A 20,453-nucleotide genomic window follows, 5' to 3' on the forward strand; every position below is an offset into this window, starting at 1 on the left:
TTTATTTTTTATGATTCGAAGTCTTCCGAAGTTGGCGACTTTGATTCCATTCCGTATCTCGCAGGAAAAATATTGCGAGAAAAACAATCCTTGGTGTAATCCATGTTTTTTGTATCACTATTTAGTGATTTATATAGGTGGGAGTTGGAAAACACCGACGTTTTAGTAAATGATTGTGTAATTAAATACACAAATAAAACTAAAATCTGAAATTATCCTACAATTTTGTCCAGCTTAATTGCAATCAAAATTCGAGGAAGTCGAGTAGTTTTTCAGGTCCTGTTATTGTATTTATGTTTAACTTTTGCTTAACAATTGCTTTTTGTGCTTAATTTTATGCATTTTTATTGATTTTAGATAAAGCTTAGCTGTTTTAAATCTTTAAATTCTGACCTGTTAATTTTTCATTGTTGTAATTTAATTACACAAATCGAAATGATAGTTATTCCTATTTGGTGTGTAAGAGAAATATGCAGCTACATGAGATGGTCAATACGATTGGGCAAGATCTACAGCGACGATATGGAGAGAAGGTCCATAAACTGACACTGCATGGCGGTTTCAGTTGCCCAAATAGAGATGGCACGATAGGCAGAGGTGGATGTACATTCTGCAATGTTGCTTCATTTGCTGATGAAAAAAGCCAGATTAAGAGTATTGGTGAGCAACTGAATGATCGTGCCAATGAAGTTCGCAGAGCGAAGAAGTACTTAGCGTATTTTCAAGCTTACACCAGCACTTATGCAGAAGTGCAAGTGCTGAAAAGTATGTATGAGCAGGCCTTGAAAACAGCCGACATCGTTGGGCTTTGTGTCGGGACAAGGCCTGATTGTGTGCCAGATGCCGTGTTAGATCTTTTGTCTGGTTATGCTCAACAAGGTTATGAAATTTGGTTGGAGCTGGGCCTGCAAACTGCTAATAATGAGACTCTGAAACGTATTAATCGTGGTCATGACTTCGAGTGTTACGCTGAAATTACTCACCGTGCGCGGGCTATGGGCATTAAAGTGTGTACTCACCTGATCGTTGGTCTACCAAAGGAGACTCATGAGGACAATCTGAGCACGCTGAGTAAAGTGCTAGAGGTAGGGACCGATGGTATTAAGCTTCATAGTCTGCATATTGTTGAAGGGAGTACTATGGCTAAAGCTTGGAAAGCGGGCAGATTGGATGCGCTATCATTAGAACAATACGTTGAAACCGCAAGTGCGATGATTCGGATGACACCTCCAGAGGTTGTCTTTCATCGAGTGTCGTCTGCGGCCCGTCGACCTACTTTGCTTGCACCTTTGTGGTGTGAGAATCGTTGGCTAGCGATGACAGAGCTTGAACAGACACTTCAACGTGATGGTGCACAAGGTTCGTTAATTAATCAGCCGTTTATATATATAAAACTATTAATAAATACAGAAAAATCAGCAATAAGCTGATATCTTTTGTAACCTTAGTATTAGGTTGCAGATGGACATAGAGTATTAGAATGGAGCAGGTACTTTACTGGCTATGGGATGTTTCCCGTGGACATGGTTTTAGCCTTGTCGTCATCCTGCTCTTCGTTATTTTATCCTCAGTGCTCTATTCGCGATTGCAAAAGCATATCGAGTTGCTGTTTCAGGATACCCCCACAGCCTTGATTCTCGTCGAGGCTCAGTCAGGAAAGTTGCTTCTATCCAATAAGAGTGCCATGCAGTTGCTTGCTATTCGACGCATGGGGAAATCGTTTCTGCTACCTGATACTGTTTCACGAGAATTCTTACTATCGACAATTAACCAGTTTGCAGGAAATGGATTTAAGAGCTTTCCCATTGAATGGAGTGTTTCGAGAAATACGCGTATTAAAGTAGAGATGACTGGGCGTAAGACTGTCTATCGAGGACGTGCATCTTGGTTACTCTATTTATCACCGCACCAAGCTTCTCACGAGGAAATGGCACGTGAGATTCAATCTCTTTCCATTGCCAAAAGTGCGTTAAATAACCTTTCGGAACTGGTGTTTATCAAGAATAACCAAGGTGAGTTGATTTTTACTAATCGAGCATTTGAACGTTTTTGGGATGGACGTGAACAGGAAGGCAGCGCTGATATTAAAGGTGTCGTTAAAGGGCGAGCGAATAAACGGCGCTGGACTGCAGACTGCGATGGGCGAAGTTGCCTCCTCGAAACCTATCAGAATATCTTGCTTTCCTCTACGGGAGAAAAAATGGGCAGCATAGGTATCAGCCATGACGTAACGGACTGGCATAATATGCAGCAAAGCCTTCGTGATGAGATGGATAAACGTCGCGATACTGAAGTGGCTTTGGCGCAACGCGATACCATTTTACAGAATATTCTTGAGTCTAGCCCAGATGCTATCGGTATCTTTAACGAGAACATGGTCTACCAAGCCTGTAACCTACCTTTTGTACGCGCCCTCGGCATTTCTGAGGTGGATGAGCTCATTGGTAAGCGGCTTCAAGATATCATCCCAGATGATGTCTATAGCCGTTTGTCTGAAACGGATCAGAAGGTTTTATATGAAGGGAAATCATTACGTTACATCGATAAAGCGATCAATAGTAATGGAGAGTTTACTTGGTATGATGTCGTGAAATCGCCGTTTCGTGATCCCGCTTCTGGCACTAATGGTGTATTGATCATGGCGAGAGATGTCTCGGATCGTTATCTTGCGGCACAAAAACTGGAAGAGGCCAATCAAGAGCTAGAGAGGTTGAGTTTTCTTGACAGCTTGACGCAAATTTCCAATCGACGTCGATTTGATGAGCAACTCGCTATTTTATGGCCTTTACATATTCGAGAGCGTCAGCCGCTGAGCGTTCTCCTGTGTGATATCGATTATTTCAAAGGCTTCAATGATTATTACGGTCACCAAGCTGGTGATGACGCTCTGATTCGAGTGGCTGAGGTGTTTAAATCAGTGCTATCTCGAAATAGTGATTGTGTGGCTCGATATGGCGGGGAAGAGTTTGGATTCATTTTGCCTAACACAACCGTTGAAGGTGCGTGGCAGATTGCTGAAAAAATCCACCAAGAGGTGAAACGGTTGGGGCTAGAACATGCAGCCTCTGAAGTCTCTTCGAGCCTGACCGTAAGTATCGGGGTTGCCACGCTTGTCCCTAATCCTATGGATAACAGAGAAAGCTTGATTGCGTTGGCAGACAGTGCCCTGTATCAGGCGAAAGCAAACGGGCGTAATCAAACTTGTGTCCATCACACATCAGAAAATTAACTTCTCCAGATTTTAGGTTCTCTTAGCCGTGGGTAGTGAAAACAGGTAGTATTTACCTAGTCTTATCGTACGGAGCGCCCAATGAAACCTATAAAGAATCTCGCTCAGTATTATGTCGATCTTCTGGTCAAGCTTGGCATTTTGCGTTTCTCTATTTTACTCGCTTTAGCGCTGGTTGCCTTGGCTGTTGTGGTTCAGGTTGGCATCACCTTAGTGTTGAGTGGACATGTGGATGACATTGATATTGTTCGCTCGGTGTTTTTTGGTCTGCTAATCACGCCTTGGGCTGTGTATTTCTTATCTGTGGTCGTCGACCAACTTGAGGAATCACGCCAGCGTTTATCAAAGCTCGTATCTAAGCTCAAAGATATGCGTTCTCGAGATCAAGAACTGAACCATAAGTTACAGCAGAATATTGCTAAGCTGAATCAGGAAATTGAAGAGCGGATAAAAGCTGAGGAAGCCCGTGAAGAAGCGATGAAAGATCTCGAAAACGAAGTCTACCAACGTGAGCGTACGCAACTGGAATTGGCGGAAAGAACCGCACTTCTACGTTCATTTATTGATGCGTCTCCGGATCTTATTTATTACCGCAATGCTGAAGGGGTATTTTCCGGTTGTAACCGTGCCATGGAAGAGCTAACGGGTAAAAAAGAAAATCAGCTGGTGGGGCTCACCCCTTGGGATGTCTACAGCAAAGAAGTGGCTCAACAGATTGTTGATACGGACGAAAAGGTGTTTGCGGATAACCAAGCCTTGACTTACGAGCAGTGGCTGGAATACCCAGACGGCCGTAAAAATTACTTTGAGCTACGCAAAGTTCCTTTTTATAGCAAGGATGGCCGCCACCTTGGGTTAGTCGGTTTCGGGCGTGACATTACTGAGCGAAAACGTCACGAGGAATCATTGAAGAAAGCCAGCCGAGATAAGACGACTTTCATTTCAACCATCAGTCATGAGCTACGTACCCCACTAAACGGCATCGTTGGTTTGAGCCGTATGTTGCTTGATACGCCATTAACGGATGAGCAACGAAACCATATGCAGACCATCAATGTCAGTGCGATTACCCTAGGTAATATTTTCAACGACATTATTGATATGGATAAGTTTGACCGTCGCAAGTTAGAGCTGTTCCCATCTCCACTGAACTTTGAGGAATTTGTGGCTGAAATGGAGAGTATTTCTGCCCTCATGGCCTCCCAAAAAGGTTTACGTTTTGATCTAGAGCGTTTAAGCGAACTTCCAACAGCAATAGAAGTCGATGCAACCCGTTTGCGACAGGTACTGTGGAACCTGATCAGTAATGCTATGAAGTTCACCAAAGAGGGGGGCGTTGTGATGACCGTCGATGCAGAAATCGATGGTGAGCTTGCCAATATCACCATGGAAATTGAAGATAGTGGTATTGGTATTCCGGAATCTGAGCTTGAGAAGATCTTTGCGATGTACTACCAGGTTAAATCCGGTAAGGATAACCTTCACGCAGTTGGCACAGGCATTGGTTTAGCGGTATCTAAACAACTTATCAAGATGATGGATGGAGATATTACCGTCAGTAGTGAGGAAGGGTTTGGCAGTACTTTTACGGTGACCATACGTGTTCCTCTTTCTGCACACGAGCAGCCACTTGAAAGTGAGCCAACGGAGCGTAAAGAGCTCAATATCTTTATGGTCGAAGACATTGAACTCAATATTACTGTAGCGCGTTCGCTTCTAGAGAGTATGGGGCATGAGGTTAGTGTGGCCATGACCGGACAGGATGCGATTGAGATGTTTGATCCGGAAATTTATGATCTGGCGTTCTTGGATATCCAACTTCCAGATATGACAGGTTTTGATGTTGCTGATTTTTATCGTAAAACCTATAAAGATTTGCCGCCATTGGTCGCCCTTACTGCTAATGTACTGAAGAACAAAAATGAATACTTGGAAAAGGGCATGGACGATGCGATCAGCAAGCCTCTATCCGTGACGGCTGTTCAGGAAGTTATCGCGAAATTTACCTCCGATGAAGAGTATCAACAGCCACTGACGATTGAAGAGCCAGTTGTGGCGGAAAGTAACGACTTATACAGCCGGGTGTTGGATTTGGAGATGCTGGAATCTTATGTCGGTATAGTGGGCTCTCAACCGGTCCTGGATAGTATCGAGATGTTTGAAAATATGATGCCAGAGTATGTCGAAGTTCTTAATTCTAATATGACGGCGAAACATCAAGACGGTATTGTTTCTGAAGCTCATAAGATTAAAGGCGCGGCTGGTTCTATTGGTCTTAAACATATTCAGAAAGTCGCACAAAAAGCTCAGTCTCCTGATTTGCCAGCATGGTGGGAAAACATAGATGATTGGGTTGAAGAAATAAAAAATGAATATCAGAATGATATTCAAACTCTCAAAGAGTGGTTGGCTCAAAGGTGATAACAATGAAAAAATATGCAGTAGTGGTGTTGGGAGCTGTGCTGCTAGCTGGCTGTGCATCGACTCCAGTGGGTTGGGAGCAGGATGAACAGGTTGCTATTGAAGGGGCTACGGTTCGGCTAAAAAGTAATTTATGGCTAAACAAAATGCCTACCTTAGGAGAAGTTCAGGACCAAACGCTCCATGGCGCGCTCTACCTAGAATCGGATAAAATACTACCTGCCACTTTGGAAGTGGACAGTATTTCTATTAAGCAAGGTGAAGAAAGTTGGGTTATCGATGGTGATTTACTGGATTTACGTACTCACAATCAAAGCCGTTGGGAAGTGGCATTTGTGTGGCAATTCGCGGTAGAGACAGAAAAACCAGTCGATGTCGCCTTAATGCTTAAGAATGGTGACAAGGTCGAGTGGCTGGTAGAAAAAGATGTTGTGATAGATACGGTGTACTAGTTTTTGAGATAGGCAAGAACTAAAAAAGGTTGATGTGAAAGCATCAACCTTTTTACTTTTCCGTGTTAGCTGTTAGCTGTTAGCTGTTAGCTGTTAGCTGTTAGCTGTTAGCTGGAGCTTCTTTCAGACCAGCATTGATATCTAGGATATCTTGCTCGCTTAACGTGCCGACTGCTTGACGAAGCTGCAACACACTTAGGATGTAATCGTAACGTGCGTTAGAAAGGTTCTTGTTTGCATCGTACAAGTTACGAGTTGAGTCAAGAACGTCTACGATAGTACGGGTACCTACATCAAAGCCCGCTTCAGTGGCTTCTAACGCTGAACGAGCCGACACTACGGTCTGTTCATAAGCGCGTAGTGCACCAATTGAAGCACTGATGTTGTTGTTAAAGGCACGAACGTCTTTCACCACGCTGCGGTAAGTCGCTTCTAAATCTTGGCTTGCCGCTACGTAATCAAATTCCGCTTGCTTAGTCAGAGAGGTTGTTGAGCCACCGCTATAAATTGGCACAGACAGATTTAGCCCAACATTGAAATTGTCCGAATCATAATCACTTGAACTGGATGTACTGTTCTTTTGTTCGGCTAATGTATAGCCGCCATCTAAAGTCAATGAAGGAAGGTGGCCTGAGCTCTGCAGAGAAATATTATCTTTAGCGATGTCTTGGGCGATGCGTGAAGAAAGTAAGTTTAAGTTCTTCTCTTGGGCCTCTTTAACTAGAGAGTCTACTGGCGATTGAGTCTTGGTCGCAGAGAAACGGTCAATGTCTAATACATTGAGATCATCATGCTCTATGCCCGTGATTTCGCGTAAACCTTCGTAGCTGTTGATCAGACTGTTTTCGGCCAGCACTTCATCTGCTAAAACAGTATCGTACTGTGCTTGTGCATCATGGACGTCTGTAATCGCAGAAAGTCCTACTTCAAAACGCTGTTTGGTTTGTTCTAGTTGACGACCCACAGCCGCTTTCTCTGCTTGGACAAAAGCTAAGTTATCTTGTGCTCTTAACACTTCAAAATAGGCGGTAGCGACGCGAAGAATAAGATCTTGCTGAGCAGCCGCATAGGTTGCATCGGCCTGGCGTGCCGTTTTCTCCGCTGTATCTAGAGTGAGCCAGCTAGAACGTTTATACAACTCTTGAGTAAAACCTAGTTTAGCTGTCCAAGTATCCTTGTCATTGTCTGCGTCATTGTACTCACCGCGATCAAAGTCGTAGCTTGCTGTCAGATCAACTTGAGGGAGCAAAGTGGCACGGCTAGAAGTCACCGCTTCAAATGCAGAGTCGCGGGTAGCAGCTGCGCTAAGTAATGTTGGGTCGTTTTCTTTTGCTTGATTGTAAATTTCCGTCAGTGTGTCAGCAAAAGCGTTGGTGCTTAAGCTGCCAAGTGCTGCACTGATAAATAGTGGAAGCAGTTTTTTCATAGGTCCTATTCCTGCCAAAATATGAAAAAGGTGACTGAGCGAGAGTTTAACTCATACTGATGCTAATTCACGCAAAACTTTGCAAATTTTTACACTTAACTATCCACCTGTGCAATATACTCGATTCGCAGATTTAACTCAGAATATAAAAATTGTATAAAAAGTTGAGCCATGTCCTTGGAAGTTAAGCTTCTGTCTGAGTAAACTATAAGATTCACTCACTGAGGTACCAAATGCAACTATCTGATAGTCAACAAAGTGAATTTACTCCACAAGATGTAGAAATCATCTCAAAAGAGACACTATTTAAGGGCTTTTTTAGGATGATTAAGTATCGCTTTCGACATAAGTTGTTTGAAGGTGGCTGGAGTGAGGTTATTGAGCGTGAAATGTTCGAGCGAGGGCACGCTGCGGCATTACTGCCTTATGATCCAGTAACGGATCAGGTTGTATTGATTGAACAGATTCGTGTCGGTGCGCTGGAACATGATCACCCTTGGCAATTTGAAATTGTGGCGGGGGTGATTGATACCAATGAATCTTCAGAGCAGGTTGTGCGTCGCGAAGCGGTTGAGGAAGCGGGGATCTCCGTTGACGATGTAACCAAGGTGACGTCTTATTACCCTTCTTCTGGTGGTTGCTCCGAGAAACTGGATGTTTACGTTGGGAAAGTGGATGCATCCACCGCTCAAGGCGTTCATGGTTTAGACTATGAAGGTGAGGATATTCGAGTTCATGTGGTCAGTCGTGAGACCGCCTATCAATGGGTCACAAACGGAAAATTTGAAAATGGCGCTTCGATTATTGCACTGCAATGGTTGCAGCTGAATTACCAAACGCTAAGAGAACAATGGCACAAGTAGCAGTAAAAAAACCGTATCACGTTGATTTATCAGAATTGATGCGGACTTATGAAACCAATTACGCCAAATTAAATGCTTTGCTTCCAAGTAGAGCAAAGGTTGGTAATGTGCGCTGCTATCAGGCTGCTAACATGACATATCAAATTCAAGTGGTCGAAGTCACAAAGTACACAACTTTGGTCGATATTTGTCAAAGTGATGATATCCCGGTGTTTCCATTGCCAAAAATGTCTGTCAGGCTCTACCACGATGCTCGCGTAGCAGAGGTGTGTGAGTGTGAGCATTTAAAACGAGTGAATGCTCGATACGAATACCCCAATGACAAAATGGTTCAGCAAGATGAAAAAGTGCAACTGAACCGTTTTTTGGGTGATTGGTTATCTTTTTGTTTAAGGCATGGTATTAGCCGGACGCCGCTCAATATTTAGGTTTTAGTTTTGAAAGTAACGTCGAGCTCATCAGATGGTCGCATCAGGCTGCTTCAAATTACAGATACTCATCTGTTTGAAGCAGCAGATGGAAGCCTATTGAGTGTGAATACAGGTGACAGCTTTAAGGCTGTCGTTGAAGCTATTGTCGAAGAAAATCCTGCCTATGACGCTGTTTTGGCGACAGGGGATATTTCACAGGATCATAGCGAAGCGTCATATCATCGTTTTGAGCAAGGTATTGTACCGCTCAAGAAAACCTGTTTTTGGCTCCCTGGCAATCATGATTTTAAACCGAGCATGACCTCGGTGATTCCTTCTCCACAGATTCAGCAAATTGAGCATGTACTGCTTGGTGAAACATGGCAGATGATTATGCTTGACTCTCAAGTCGTGGGAGTGCCTCATGGTCGTTTGAGCGATAAGCAATTTGCACTGCTGGAAGAAAAATTAGTTCAGTATCAAGAACGTCACGCTTTGATCCTATTGCATCACCATCCCATGCTTGTGGGCAGTGCTTGGTTAGACCAACATTCTTTGAAAGATTCAGAGGATTTTTGGCAATTGGTCGATCAGTATAATAATGTCAAAGCGGTCTTGTGTGGCCATGTGCACCAAGACATGAATGTGATGAGAAATGAAGTGCGGGTAATGGCCACGCCTTCAACCTGTGTACAATTTAAACCCAACTCAGATGACTTTGCTTTGGATAACCAGTCTCCGGGGTGGCGTGAATTATTGCTCCACGATGATGGAAATGTGACTACCGAAGTGAAACGTCTACCCGCAGGTAGGTTCCAACCTGACTTTAACTCAACGGGTTATTAACCTTGAACTCACCTGATTAAGGACCATTATGCAACCTTCATTACTGCTTTATATTCATGGTTTTAACAGTTCTCCTTTGTCTCATAAAGCTAATGTTATGAAGGAGTATTGCCAGCAATATCGTCCTGATATTAAGGTTGTTGTTCCTCAATTACCTTGTTTTCCCAAGCAAGCTGCAGAATGTTTGCTGGACATTATTGAAACGCACCTTAACGATTATCAAATTGGCTTGGTGGGCAGTTCGCTGGGTGGGTATATGTCCATGTGGCTCAATGCTCAATTTGGTTTTAGAGCAGTGGTGGTTAACCCTGCGGTGAAACCTTATGAGTTACTTTCTGACTATTTAGGCGAGCAGGAAAACCCCTACACACAGCAACGCTATGTTTTAAAAGACACCCATATTGATGAATTAAAAGTGTTGGATACGCCGGTCATCAAACAACCGGAAGATTTCTGGCTTTTACAACAAACAGAAGACGAGGTGTTGGATTATCGTCAGGCGGTTGAAAAGTTTAGCGGAGCTAAACAAACCGTTGAACAGGGAGGAGATCATAGTTTTGTCGACTTTGAACGCTACCCTAAGCATATCATTGAGTTTCTCCAGCTATAGGCTCATTGAGGGAAAAGTCATAATTTTAGTGGTTACTTAGTTATCTCACTTGACATCATTCCCTCTCTTCCAGACTATGTTTCCCTTGTACTGAGCTGGATGTGAAACGACGAGAGTTTGGTCGTTTTTGCTACTTTTTAGACTAATTAATAAAAAGAACAAAAGCTTACCTGCTCAGTAACCCATTTATTTTCTATAACGATATTCCGTATTATGACTGAACAATATAATGCTGGGGCCATTGAGGTTCTTAATGGTTTGGAGCCAGTACGTCGCCGACCAGGGATGTATACGGATACAGCGCGCCCTAACCACTTGGGACAAGAAGTCATCGACAACAGTGTCGATGAAGCGCTAGCCGGACACGCTTCAAAAGTTCAAGTAATTCTGCATGCCGATCAATCACTCGAAGTGATCGATGATGGCCGAGGCATGCCTGTTGATATTCACCCGGAAGAGAAAGTCTCCGGCGTTGAACTTATTCTGTGTAAACTCCACGCGGGTGGTAAGTTTTCCAATAAAAACTATCAATTCTCTGGTGGTCTTCACGGTGTAGGTATTTCGGTTGTAAATGCCTTATCAAAACGTGTGGAAGTAACGGTACGTCGTGAAGGACAAGTGTATGAAATTGCATTTGAGCACGGCGATAAAGTGTCTGACTTAACGGTCACTGGCACTTGTGGACGTCGTAACAAAGGTACCAGTGTTCACTTCTGGCCTGATGCTAAATATTTTGATTCTGCCAATTTCTCCGTCACTCGTTTGGTGAATAACTTACGAGCTAAAGCGGTACTTTGCCCAGGGTTAGAAATCACTTTCTCTGATAAAGTGAACGGCAACGAACACAAATGGCTGTACGAAGATGGACTGAAAGACTATCTAGCAGAAGGTGTGAAAGGTTATACCGTCTTGCCTGAAGAGCCGTTTACTGGAGAATTCTCTGCGGAGACCGAGGCGGCTAATTGGGCGGTGATTTGGCAGCCGGAAGGTGGTGAGATGATCACCGAAAGTTACGTAAACCTGATCCCGACAGCTCAAGGCGGCACCCACGTAAATGGATTGCGCCAAGGCTTGCTTGATGCGATGCGAGAGTTTTGTGAGTTCCGTAACCTGCTTCCTCGTGGTGTTAAGCTCACGGGGGACGATGTCTTTGACCGCTGTTCCTACGTATTGTCGGTTAAGATGCAAGACCCTCAATTTGCCGGTCAAACCAAAGAACGTCTGTCTTCGCGTCAAACCGCTGCCTTTGTTTCTGGCGTGGTAAAGGATGCGTTTAGCTTATGGCTGAATGAGAAGCCGCAACTGGCTGAACAGCTGGCAGAAGTTTGTATTGCCAATGCACATCGGCGAATGCGTGCAAGTAAAAAAGTGGTACGTAAAAAAGTGGCTTCAGGGCCAGCCTTGCCGGGTAAATTAACGGACTGCTCAGTACAAGATCTAAACCGTACCGAAATCTTCTTTGTCGAGGGTGACTCGGCTGGTGGTTCTGCAAAGCAGGCTCGCGATCGAGAGTTTCAGGCTGTCATGCCGCTTCGCGGTAAAATTCTTAATACTTGGGAAGTGTCTGCTGACCAAGTATTAGCCTCTCAAGAAGTCCATGATATTTCGGTTGCGCTGGGTATTGACCCAGACAGTGATAACCTTGAAAGCTTACGTTACGGCAAGATCTGTATCTTGGCCGATGCCGACTCCGATGGACTACATATTGCAACATTGCTCTGTGCATTGTTTACCCGCCATTTCAGAGCTCTGGTAGAAGCGGGTCATATCTATGTGGCTATGCCACCACTCTATCGTATTGATTGTGGTAAAGAAGTCTTTTATGCCCTTGATGATGATGAGAAAGAAGGCATCTTAGAACGTTTGTCGAAGAAAAAAGCTAAGATCAATGTCCAGCGATTCAAAGGTTTGGGTGAAATGAATCCACTTCAGCTACGTGAAACGACTATGGATCCGAATACTCGCCGCTTGGTTCAGCTCACGATTGATGACTCTCAGGCAACCATGGAAATGATGGATATGCTACTTGGTAAGAAACGTGCTGATGATCGCCGTTCTTGGCTACAAAACAACGGGGATTTGGCAGAGGTTTAACGAATGTCTACGGAAATTACATACGATGGCGTTGAACAGTTGCCAATGCGCAAGTTCACTGAAGACGCTTATCTCAATTACTCGATGTACGTCATCATGGATCGCGCCTTGCCATACATTGGTGATGGCTTAAAGCCGGTTCAGCGACGAATCATTTATGCGATGTCAGAGCTGGGGCTCTCGGCAGCAGCAAAATACAAAAAATCCGCGCGCACGGTTGGCGATGTGTTGGGTAAATACCACCCTCACGGCGACTCCGCGTGTTACGAAGCTATGGTGTTAATGGCTCAGCCGTTCTCTTATCGTTACCCATTGGTTGACGGTCAAGGTAACTGGGGGGCGCCGGATGATCCTAAATCATTCGCTGCGATGCGTTATACCGAAGCGAAATTGTCCAAGTTTGCAGAAGTTCTGCTTGGTGAACTTGGACAAGGAACCGTTGAATGGCAGCCGAACTTTGACGGTACGATGAAAGAGCCGCAAATGCTGCCTGCGCGACTGCCACATATTCTACTCAATGGCGTTACGGGTATCGCAGTAGGGATGGCGACCGATATTCCACCACATAATGTGCGTGAAATTGCTGATGCCACTATCCATCTGATCGATCATCCTAAGTCCGAACTGTCAGATGTAATGAACTTTGTTCAGGGGCCGGATTACCCAACGGAAGCTGAGATTATCTCGCCAAAAGCTGAGTTGGAAAAAATCTACCGCACTGGTCGCGGCAGTATCAAAATGCGCGCAGTATGGCATAAAGAAGGCACTGATATTGTTATCACGGCACTGCCACATCAGGTATCGGGTGCCAAGTTACTTGAGCAAATTGCTAGCCAAATGCGAGCCAAGAAACTGCCAATGGTCGATGACCTGCGTGACGAATCGGATCACGAAAACCCGACGCGTATTGTTGTGGTTCCTCGCTCAAATCGTATCGATTGTGATCAGTTGATGAACCACCTGTTTGCGTCGACGGATCTTGAAAAAAACTTCCGCGTTAATCTCAACATGATTGGCTTGGATAACCGTCCTCAGGTGAAAGGTCTGGTTCAGATCTTATCAGAGTGGATTGAGTTCCGCCGTGCGACCGTTCGCCGCCGTTTGCAGCATCGCTTGGACAAGGTCCTTGCACGTTTGCACATTTTAGAAGGTTTGTTGGTTGCTTACCTTAATTTGGATGAAGTGATAGAGATCATCCGTACGGAAGATGATCCCAAAGCAGTGCTGATGGCACGCTTCGGTATTACGGATATTCAGGCGGATGCGATTCTTGATACCAAACTTCGTCACCTTGCCAAGCTGGAAGAGATGAAGATCCGTGGTGAGCAGGAAGAGCTAGAAAAAGAACGCGAAAAGCTTGAACAGCTTCTAGGCTCTGAGCGTCGTCTGAATACGCTATTAAAGAAAGAAATCAAAGCGGATGCTGAAAAATACGGTGATGATCGCCGCTCTCCTCTTGTTGAGCGTGCGGAAGCCAAAGCCTTGACTGAGCGCGATCTTGTTCCGAGCGAACCTATTACCGTTGTGCTTTCAGACAAAGGGTGGATCCGCCACGCGAAAGGTCATGATGTTGATGCTGAAGGACTGAATTACAAATCGGGTGATAAGTACTTAGCCCATGCTCGCGGTAAGAGTAATCAACAAGCCGTCTTCTTAGGCAGTGATGGTCGAAGCTACTCGTTAGAGTCACACTCATTGCCTTCAGCGAGAAGCCAAGGTGAGCCTATCACGGGACGTCTGAACATTAATGCAGGGACTAACATTCGCCATGTGGTGATGGGGGAAGAAGACCAGTTATGGTTGGTCGGTTCTGATGCCGGTTATGGCTTTGTGTGTAAAGGAAGTGATTTACTGTCGAAAAACCGCAGTGGTAAAGCACTAGTCACGTTGCCTCAAAATGCTGAGGTCTTGAGCCCGGATGCGATCCGTAGCCTGGACCAAGATGAGATTTTGGCTATTACCAATCAAGGGCGAATGTTGTTATTCCCTATCAAGGATTTACCTCAGTTAGGCAAAGGCAAGGGCAACAAGATCATTAATATTCCAGCGGCCAAAGCCAAAGAGCGGGAAGAAGTGGTTTCTCATCTGATGTCGTTACCTCAAGGGGCATCGGTGACGCTCTATGCCGGTAAACGTAAACTGGGCTTGAAGCCAAACGACCTGGATAATTTCCGTGGTGAGCGTGGTCGTCGAGGTAGTTTGCTACCGAGAGGTTTACAGCGGGTAACCCGTATTGAAGTTGAAACTTCTACCACAGAAGAAGACAGCGAATAAAGTAAAATCCCATGCTATCTAGCATGGGATTTTTCTATCTAGGTTTTTAAATTTCTCGGGTATCTTCTGCAATCGTCACGCTAAGTGTTTGCTCTTTGCCCTTACGTAGGATGAGCACATCGACGGTTGTCCCCGGCCTCAACTCAGTGACAATATCCATTACGCTTTGGCGACCATTGATTTTTTGTCCATCAATTTTGAGAATAATATCCTGAGCCTGAAATCCTGCATCGGCGCCAGGTCCGTTAGGATCGACGCCTAACACGATAATACCCCCTAAATGTTCATTCCCTAGTAAGCGGGAAGTGACGGAGTTGATGTCCTGACCATCAATACCGATATAACCTCGGATCACGCGACCATCGGCTATGATTTTTTGCATGATTTTATTGGCAAGAGCATAAGGGATAGCAAAAGAAATGCCGTAAGTTTCCAGTTCTGTTGCTTGCTGAAAGGAGGCAGTGTTGATACCAACCAGTTCACCTCGTGTGTTAACCAGCGCCCCACCAGAGTTGCCTTCATTGATGGCAGCATCAGTCTGAATAAAGGCTTGTCGTCCGCCGGCGCTGATGGAAGAGCGACCAGTTGCGGAGATAATGCCGAAAGTGGTTGTTTGGCCGAGGTTGTATGGGTTACCGATGGCGAGTACGACATCACCGACGGTTGGGGAATAGTTTGGATTGAGTGGTATGACAGGAAGATTATTACCTTCTACACGTAAAACTGCAATATCGGTTCGCTTATCAGTACCGACCAATTGAGCGGCAGCGACGCGCCCATCTTGCAGTGCTACTACCACCTGATCGGCTTGAGCAACAACATGATAGTTAGTGATGATATAGCCTTTGTCGCTAACAATAACCCCAGAGCCCAGCCCCTGGGTCAATAGCTTCGAACGATCATCCTCTTTGTACTTTCGGCTGTAAATGTTCACAACAGCAGGCGCAGCCTTATGTACTGCACTGTTAAATGAGATTTCTTGCGCCGAAGTAATACTGATTTCATCGCTCAGTGTCTGAGGGAGGATAGTAGAGCGTAGAGAAGGGATCGCCAATAGTAATAATGCTGCTGTTGCCAGCCCTAAACCTATTGAACGCAATAAGAATTGCAGCATATCTTCCTAACCACTCTAAATATCAGACAAGTGGCGAAAGGATAGCATTAGATGAGAAAATAATAAAAGGACGGCAGGAGATCCTACCGTCCTTTGACATTGAGCTCTCGTTTTTAACGTACGACTAAATAAATAGTCCGTTCGCCACGTTGAATGTTCAGAGCCAATACACTTGGTTGCTTCTCAAGGACTTTTCTAAACTCAGCAAGGTTTTTGACTCGTTTACGGTTTACACCAATAATGATGTCACCTTTCGCGAGCTGATACGCTTCAGCTTTTGAGCCTTTCTCTACGCCGGCGACTTTAATGCCTTGTACTGGATCGCTTGAGGTTGTATTGGTGAGTTCTGCACCAGAAAGGCCGTCATGGAGTTTGTCGGCTGAGGCTTTGACATTTTGCTGCTCACCTAATGTCACATCAAAGTTTTCCTTCTTACCATCGCGGACCACTCCGAGCGAGATTTGTTTGCCTGCACCAAGTGTTGCAACTTTTGCGCGCAGTTCACTGAATGAATGAATGCTTTTGCCGTTGACGGATACAATGACATCACCCGCTTTGAGCCCTGCTTTATCTGCTGCACTGTCAGGCACCACTTGGCTAACAAAAGCCCCTTTACTGGACTCATAGCCGAGTGCATCAGCAAGCTCTGAAGTAATTTCTCCACCTTGAACACCTAACATTCCGCGTTTAACTTCACCAAACTCAAGGATTTGTGCTGTTAGGTTGTTCATCATATTTGATGGAATGGCAAACCCAATACCAACATTACCGCCATTTGGCCCCAAAATAGCAGTATTGATACCAATTAACTCACCATTTAGGTTCACCAAAGCACCACCAGAGTTACCACTATTGATAGCGGCATCGGTTTGAATGAAGTTCTCGAAATTTTCAATGTTCAGGCCGCTGCGTCCTAGAGCAGAAACAATACCGGAGGTGACCGTTTGTCCAAGACCGAATGGATTACCGATCGCAACAGCAAAGTCACCGACCCGCAAGGCATCCGAATCTGCAATCTGAATTTCCGTGAGATTCTTGGCTTTTTCTAACTGCAGAAGCGCTACATCTGACATTTGGTCGCCGCCCACTAATTCAGCGTCATACTCTCTGCCATCGTGTAGCTTAACGCGAATTTTTTCAGCACCATTGATGACGTGATAGTTAGTCACGATGTAGCCTTTATCGGCGTTGATGATGACACCCGATCCAAGACCTCTAAATGGACGTTCCTGTAATTGCTCGGTTGGAAACTCTGGGCCGAAAAAGAAACGGAATTGTTCAGGGATGCGCTGCTTCGAGACTTGGGTACCTTCCACAGAGATGCTGACGACAGCAGGGGTAACCTTTTCCAACATTGGAGCCAAACTTGGCAATTGCTCTCCATCTACTGAAAGCGGCAGGGCAGCAGTGGCTGGTATGGGGGTGATGATTGAACTTAAGCTTAAAGATAGGACGGTTAAAGCAAGCAAAGGTTTTTTCATCTGATAACTCCTCGTTAAGTTAAGGCCTGAGATTTAATATTTGGTTAAAAAATAAGAAATCAATCGACGCTTATTGGAGTTTAAGACTAAAAAACCTTTATAAAGTTCAGCAAGTGAACAAATAGAGCTAAGAGGCTTTTGCTGTAACCACTTGTTCTGAGTTAAGAACTTCCTTTTTCTCTTCGGTCAGCATGCCTGTTGCGCCAGAGGCGTAATCTTTAGGTGCTTCATTGAGAATTAATGGTTGTTCAACTTCAGCTTGCATTTCTACTTTCGTTTGCTCTGCTACTTTTTTGTTGAATGGGTTATCCTGAATTGGAATATTTGGTAGCAGTTCAGAAGATGTTTTGGTCATGTGCTGATAAAGCTTAGTGTATTCTTTGCCTAAAGAATCCAGCATTTCTGCAGTTTGGGCAAAATGATCGGCAAGATCTTGCTTTTGCTGCTCCAGCTCAAATTTAGCGTTATCTAAATCTTTTTGAATGGTCTTCTGTTTGTTATATCCCGGAGTGGTGATACGCGAGATGATGATTCCTAAAACAGCGCCTACAAGCAAACCTACAAGGGCATAAATCCAAGGCATATTCGCTCCTTATCATTGTTATTTAACATGTTTTTTACCGGTTGGTTACACATGTTCACCGGACATGTTACTATGAGAATTCGAGACGATAAAGAAAAATGCATGTGCTCTGCATAGCAGTTTCAATCCTTCTATAGCACGTGAGTGAAGCGATGACCCCATTAGAGATCTATACAAAAGATGTAAAAGAGCATGGCTTTCAACAAGATGAAGCCCAACTTCAAGCCGTGAAAGCTCTGGATAATCTCTACCATGAATTTGTTCAATATATAAATACCCCTGTTGAGCCTGTCACCGGATGGAAAAGCTGGTTTGGCAAAAAAACACCTCAACCTATTGCTCCTAAAGGATTGTATTTTTGGGGGGGCGTAGGGCGTGGAAAAACCTACTTAATGGATACTTTTTTTGAAGCTCTTCCCTGCGACAAAAAAATGCGTGTCCACTTCCACCGATTTATGTATCGAGTGCATGACGAGTTGAATGCGCTTGGAGATATCAATGATCCATTGGAGCAGGTGGCTGATATCTTTAAGTCAGAAGCGGAAATCATATGTTTTGATGAGTTTTTCGTATCAGATATTACCGATGCAATGATTTTGGGGACTTTGTTTCAGGCTTTATTCAAGCGTGGTGTGATTTTAGTCGCCACATCCAATATTCCACCACAGGACTTGTATCGCAATGGCTTACAAAGAGCTCGTTTTTTGCCTGCGATTGATTTGATTCAGTCAAACTGTTTAGTGCTTAATGTTGATAGTGGCATTGACTACAGATTGAGAACGCTTGAACAAGCGGAAATTTATCATTTTCCTTTGGATGCTCAGGCCAATACCAATCTCTGTCATTACTTTGAACAATTGGTTGGTGAGCATAAGCAAGGTGCGAAAAGCATTGAAATCAATCATCGTCAGATAGAGGTATTGAATTCGTACGAAGGGGTGCTGCATGCTACCTTTGAGCAGTTGTGCCAGTCAGCCCGGAGTCAAAATGATTATATAGAGCTGTCACGTATCTACCACACCGTACTATTAGCCGACGTCCAGCAAATGGGAAAGTCTATTGATGATGCGGCTCGTCGTTTTATTGCTTTAGTGGATGAATTCTATGAGCGTCATGTCAAATTAATTATCTCAGCGGCAGTTCCATTAGAAGAGCTATATACCCAAGGACAATTGGAATTTGAATTTAAACGCTGTCAGTCTCGACTTATTGAAATGCAAAGCCATGATTATCTGGCGAAAGAGCATTTAGCATAAGGGGTTTGATGTTTCTATAAGGGAAGAAAAAAAATGATTTTTTTGCCTAAAAAGAGGTGATTTTTTCAACTGACTTCTCTATAATCCTGCGACCCACCGTTACTGCAGACCAGATCCTTACAGATCTAGGGTCGAGAGTGCCAACCACTCGAAGGGGTGATGAATGGGCTCTTAGTCAGTGGGAGCAATGCTCCTTAAGTGTAAATTTTAATAAACGGGTTATTATTAGCATGAAAACTTTCGTTGCTAAACCAGAAACTGTAAAACGCGACTGGTACGTTGTAGACGCTGAAGGTAAAACTCTTGGTCGTCTAGCAAGTGAAATTGCATCTCGCCTACGTGGCAAACATAAAGCTGAATACACTCCACACGTTGACACTGGTGATTACATCATCGTTGTAAACGCGGAGAAAGTTACTGTAACTGGTAACAAAGCTAAAGGTAAAATTTACTACCGTCACACTGAATTCCCTGGCGGCCTAAAATCAATCAGCTTCGAGAAGCTAATTGATCGTAAGCCAGAGATGGCGCTTGAGCTAGCGGTTAAAGGTATGCTACCACGTGGTCCTCTAGGCCGTGCTATGTACCGTAAGCTGAAAGTTTACGCGGGCGCTGAGCACAACCATGTTGCTCAACAACCACAAGTACTAGACATCTAATCGGGGATTTCGAAAATGGCAGAGAATCAATACTACGGCACTGGCCGTCGCAAAAGCTCAGCTGCACGTGTTTTCATTAAACCAGGCAGCGGCAACATCGTAATCAACAAGCGTAGTCTTGATGAGTACTTTGGTCGTCCAACTTCTCGTATGGTTGTTAAACAGCCTCTAGAGCTAGTTGAACTAACTGAAAAATTAGACCTATACGTTACTGTTAAAGGTGGCGGTATTTCAGGTCAAGCAGGTGCTATCCGTCACGGTATCACTCGCGCGCTAATGGAATACGATGAGTCTCTACGTCCTACTCTACGTGCAGCTGGTTACGTTACTCGTGACGCTCGTTGCGTTGAACGTAAGAAAGTTGGTCTACGTAAAGCACGTCGTCGTCCACAGTTCTCTAAGCGTTAATCTTTTTTCGAAAAGATTGGCCTTCGGTGTTTTCACCGGATTGTGGTCCCAAAAGCCTGGCTTCATGCCAGGCTTTTTGTTTTTCTGCACAAAAAAATCCCTTCTCTCAGACCAGTTTCGAGAACTTTTATATTACTTATTCCCCTTTTGTGACCTCATAGGCGATTTACTTCACGATTGTTACAAAAAGGTAGCTTTATCTTGTCAAAAAGTAGGGTTTTATTTATCATTTGCCATCAAATAAATACAACTAAATTCGTATTTTGTTAGCCATGCTCTTTAAGCGGAATAACAATAATCCAAAAGGAGCAAATGGGAGAATGTTTG

Annotated in this window: 17 protein-coding genes; 13 read left to right on the forward strand and 4 right to left on the reverse strand. The window is 44.3% G+C overall.

The genetic code is table 11. From position 1 onward, the window contains the following. Nucleotides 1-470: 470 nt before the first annotated feature. From L1D15_RS07165 to L1D15_RS07180, 4 genes are all read left to right on the forward strand, one after another. Nucleotides 471-1,430, forward strand: coding sequence for a TIGR01212 family radical SAM protein (locus L1D15_RS07165; RefSeq protein ID WP_239875179.1), 960 nt, complete (start codon nt 471-473; stop codon nt 1,428-1,430). A gap of 50 nt (nt 1,431-1,480) precedes the next feature. Then, complete coding sequence (locus L1D15_RS07170) at nt 1,481-3,229, forward strand: GGDEF domain-containing protein (RefSeq protein ID WP_239875180.1); 1,749 nt, start codon at nt 1,481-1,483, stop codon at nt 3,227-3,229. Between the two features lie 81 nt (nt 3,230-3,310). After that, nucleotides 3,311-5,650, forward strand: coding sequence for an aerobic respiration two-component sensor histidine kinase ArcB (gene arcB, locus L1D15_RS07175; protein WP_239875181.1), 2,340 nt, complete (start codon nt 3,311-3,313; stop codon nt 5,648-5,650). A 5-nt stretch (nt 5,651-5,655) separates the two neighbouring features. Next, a complete protein-coding gene (locus L1D15_RS07180) occupies nt 5,656-6,102 on the forward strand; it encodes a hypothetical protein (RefSeq protein ID WP_239865147.1) in 447 nt (148 codons plus the stop codon). 100 nt (nt 6,103-6,202) lie between these two features. On the opposite strand, the gene tolC is transcribed toward L1D15_RS07180, so the two are convergent. Next, nucleotides 6,203-7,528, reverse strand: a complete 1,326-nt coding sequence (gene tolC, locus L1D15_RS07185; RefSeq protein ID WP_239865146.1) for an outer membrane channel protein TolC — start codon at nt 7,526-7,528, stop codon at nt 6,203-6,205. A gap of 233 nt (nt 7,529-7,761) precedes the next feature. On the opposite strand from tolC, the gene nudF reads away from it, so the two are divergent. The 6 genes from nudF to parC all read left to right on the forward strand — a co-directional run bounded on the left by nudF (nt 7,762) and on the right by parC (nt 14,625). Further along, complete coding sequence (nudF, locus tag L1D15_RS07190) at nt 7,762-8,391, forward strand: ADP-ribose diphosphatase (protein ID WP_239837736.1); 630 nt, start codon at nt 7,762-7,764, stop codon at nt 8,389-8,391. Further along, nucleotides 8,379-8,819 (forward strand): DUF1249 family protein, encoded by a 441-nt coding sequence (locus L1D15_RS07195; protein ID WP_239837735.1) that lies wholly within the window; start codon nt 8,379-8,381, stop codon nt 8,817-8,819. The genes nudF and L1D15_RS07195 overlap by 13 nt, the downstream gene beginning before the upstream one ends. 9 nt (nt 8,820-8,828) lie before the next feature. Then, entirely contained in the window at nt 8,829-9,647 is an 819-nt protein-coding gene (gene cpdA, locus L1D15_RS07200) for a 3',5'-cyclic-AMP phosphodiesterase (protein WP_239875182.1), read from the forward strand. A 28-nt stretch (nt 9,648-9,675) separates the two neighbouring features. Beyond that, nucleotides 9,676-10,257: an esterase YqiA gene (gene yqiA / locus L1D15_RS07205; RefSeq protein WP_239837733.1), complete on the forward strand. Its 582-nt coding sequence runs from the start codon at nt 9,676-9,678 to the stop codon at nt 10,255-10,257. 213 nt (nt 10,258-10,470) lie between these two features. Then, on the forward strand, nt 10,471-12,351 hold the full coding sequence (gene parE / locus L1D15_RS07210; protein ID WP_239875183.1) for a DNA topoisomerase IV subunit B: 1,881 nt from the start codon (nt 10,471-10,473) through the stop codon (nt 12,349-12,351). 3 nt (nt 12,352-12,354) lie between these two features. Then, entirely contained in the window at nt 12,355-14,625 is a 2,271-nt protein-coding gene (gene parC / locus L1D15_RS07215; protein WP_239875184.1) for a DNA topoisomerase IV subunit A, read from the forward strand. A gap of 46 nt (nt 14,626-14,671) precedes the next feature. On the opposite strand, the gene degS is transcribed toward parC, so the two are convergent. The 3 genes from degS to zapG form a co-directional block, all read right to left on the reverse strand. Then, nucleotides 14,672-15,739: an outer membrane-stress sensor serine endopeptidase DegS gene (gene degS, locus L1D15_RS07220; RefSeq protein ID WP_239875185.1), complete on the reverse strand. Its 1,068-nt coding sequence runs from the start codon at nt 15,737-15,739 to the stop codon at nt 14,672-14,674. A gap of 113 nt (nt 15,740-15,852) precedes the next feature. Next, nucleotides 15,853-17,220 (reverse strand): DegQ family serine endoprotease, encoded by a 1,368-nt coding sequence (locus tag L1D15_RS07225; protein WP_239875186.1) that lies wholly within the window; start codon nt 17,218-17,220, stop codon nt 15,853-15,855. A gap of 127 nt (nt 17,221-17,347) precedes the next feature. Then, nucleotides 17,348-17,803, reverse strand: coding sequence for a Z-ring associated protein ZapG (zapG, locus tag L1D15_RS07230; protein ID WP_239837728.1), 456 nt, complete (start codon nt 17,801-17,803; stop codon nt 17,348-17,350). Nucleotides 17,804-17,955: 152 nt separating this feature from the next. Between zapG and zapE the strand changes: the two genes are divergently transcribed. The 3 genes from zapE to rpsI all read left to right on the forward strand — a co-directional run bounded on the left by zapE (nt 17,956) and on the right by rpsI (nt 20,126). After that, the gene (gene zapE, locus L1D15_RS07235; protein ID WP_239875187.1) at nt 17,956-19,059 is read left to right on the forward strand and encodes a cell division protein ZapE; all 1,104 of its coding nucleotides are present in this window, start codon (nt 17,956-17,958) and stop codon (nt 19,057-19,059) included. A gap of 230 nt (nt 19,060-19,289) precedes the next feature. Further along, nucleotides 19,290-19,718, forward strand: a complete 429-nt coding sequence (rplM, locus tag L1D15_RS07240; protein ID WP_006877363.1) for a 50S ribosomal protein L13 — start codon at nt 19,290-19,292, stop codon at nt 19,716-19,718. Nucleotides 19,719-19,733: 15 nt separating this feature from the next. Then, nucleotides 19,734-20,126, forward strand: coding sequence for a 30S ribosomal protein S9 (gene rpsI / locus L1D15_RS07245; RefSeq protein ID WP_005436094.1), 393 nt, complete (start codon nt 19,734-19,736; stop codon nt 20,124-20,126). Nucleotides 20,127-20,453 lie beyond the last annotated feature (327 nt).

Source organism: Vibrio sp. Isolate25 (genome assembly GCF_022398025.1).
Classification (GTDB): Bacteria; Pseudomonadota; Gammaproteobacteria; order Enterobacterales; family Vibrionaceae; genus Vibrio; species Vibrio coralliilyticus_A.

What these genes read in the sequence shown, in the direction of transcription:
- L1D15_RS07165 (WP_239875179.1), top strand. Translation starts at nt 471, where the DNA reads ATGCAGCTACATGAGATGGTCAATACGATTGGGCAAGATCTACAGCGA.
- L1D15_RS07170 (WP_239875180.1), top strand. Translation starts at nt 1,481, where the DNA reads ATGGAGCAGGTACTTTACTGGCTATGGGATGTTTCCCGTGGACATGGT.
- arcB (WP_239875181.1), top strand. Translation starts at nt 3,311, where the DNA reads ATGAAACCTATAAAGAATCTCGCTCAGTATTATGTCGATCTTCTGGTC.
- L1D15_RS07180 (WP_239865147.1), top strand. Translation starts at nt 5,656, where the DNA reads ATGAAAAAATATGCAGTAGTGGTGTTGGGAGCTGTGCTGCTAGCTGGC.
- tolC (WP_239865146.1), bottom strand. Translation starts at nt 7,528, where the DNA reads ATGAAAAAACTGCTTCCACTATTTATCAGTGCAGCACTTGGCAGCTTA.
- nudF (WP_239837736.1), top strand. Translation starts at nt 7,762, where the DNA reads ATGCAACTATCTGATAGTCAACAAAGTGAATTTACTCCACAAGATGTA.
- L1D15_RS07195 (WP_239837735.1), top strand. Translation starts at nt 8,379, where the DNA reads ATGGCACAAGTAGCAGTAAAAAAACCGTATCACGTTGATTTATCAGAA.
- yqiA (WP_239837733.1), top strand. Translation starts at nt 9,676, where the DNA reads ATGCAACCTTCATTACTGCTTTATATTCATGGTTTTAACAGTTCTCCT.
- parE (WP_239875183.1), top strand. Translation starts at nt 10,471, where the DNA reads ATGACTGAACAATATAATGCTGGGGCCATTGAGGTTCTTAATGGTTTG.
- parC (WP_239875184.1), top strand. Translation starts at nt 12,355, where the DNA reads ATGTCTACGGAAATTACATACGATGGCGTTGAACAGTTGCCAATGCGC.
- degS (WP_239875185.1), bottom strand. Translation starts at nt 15,739, where the DNA reads ATGCTGCAATTCTTATTGCGTTCAATAGGTTTAGGGCTGGCAACAGCA.
- L1D15_RS07225 (WP_239875186.1), bottom strand. Translation starts at nt 17,220, where the DNA reads ATGAAAAAACCTTTGCTTGCTTTAACCGTCCTATCTTTAAGCTTAAGT.
- zapG (WP_239837728.1), bottom strand. Translation starts at nt 17,803, where the DNA reads ATGCCTTGGATTTATGCCCTTGTAGGTTTGCTTGTAGGCGCTGTTTTA.
- zapE (WP_239875187.1), top strand. Translation starts at nt 17,956, where the DNA reads ATGACCCCATTAGAGATCTATACAAAAGATGTAAAAGAGCATGGCTTT.
- rplM (WP_006877363.1), top strand. Translation starts at nt 19,290, where the DNA reads ATGAAAACTTTCGTTGCTAAACCAGAAACTGTAAAACGCGACTGGTAC.
- rpsI (WP_005436094.1), top strand. Translation starts at nt 19,734, where the DNA reads ATGGCAGAGAATCAATACTACGGCACTGGCCGTCGCAAAAGCTCAGCT.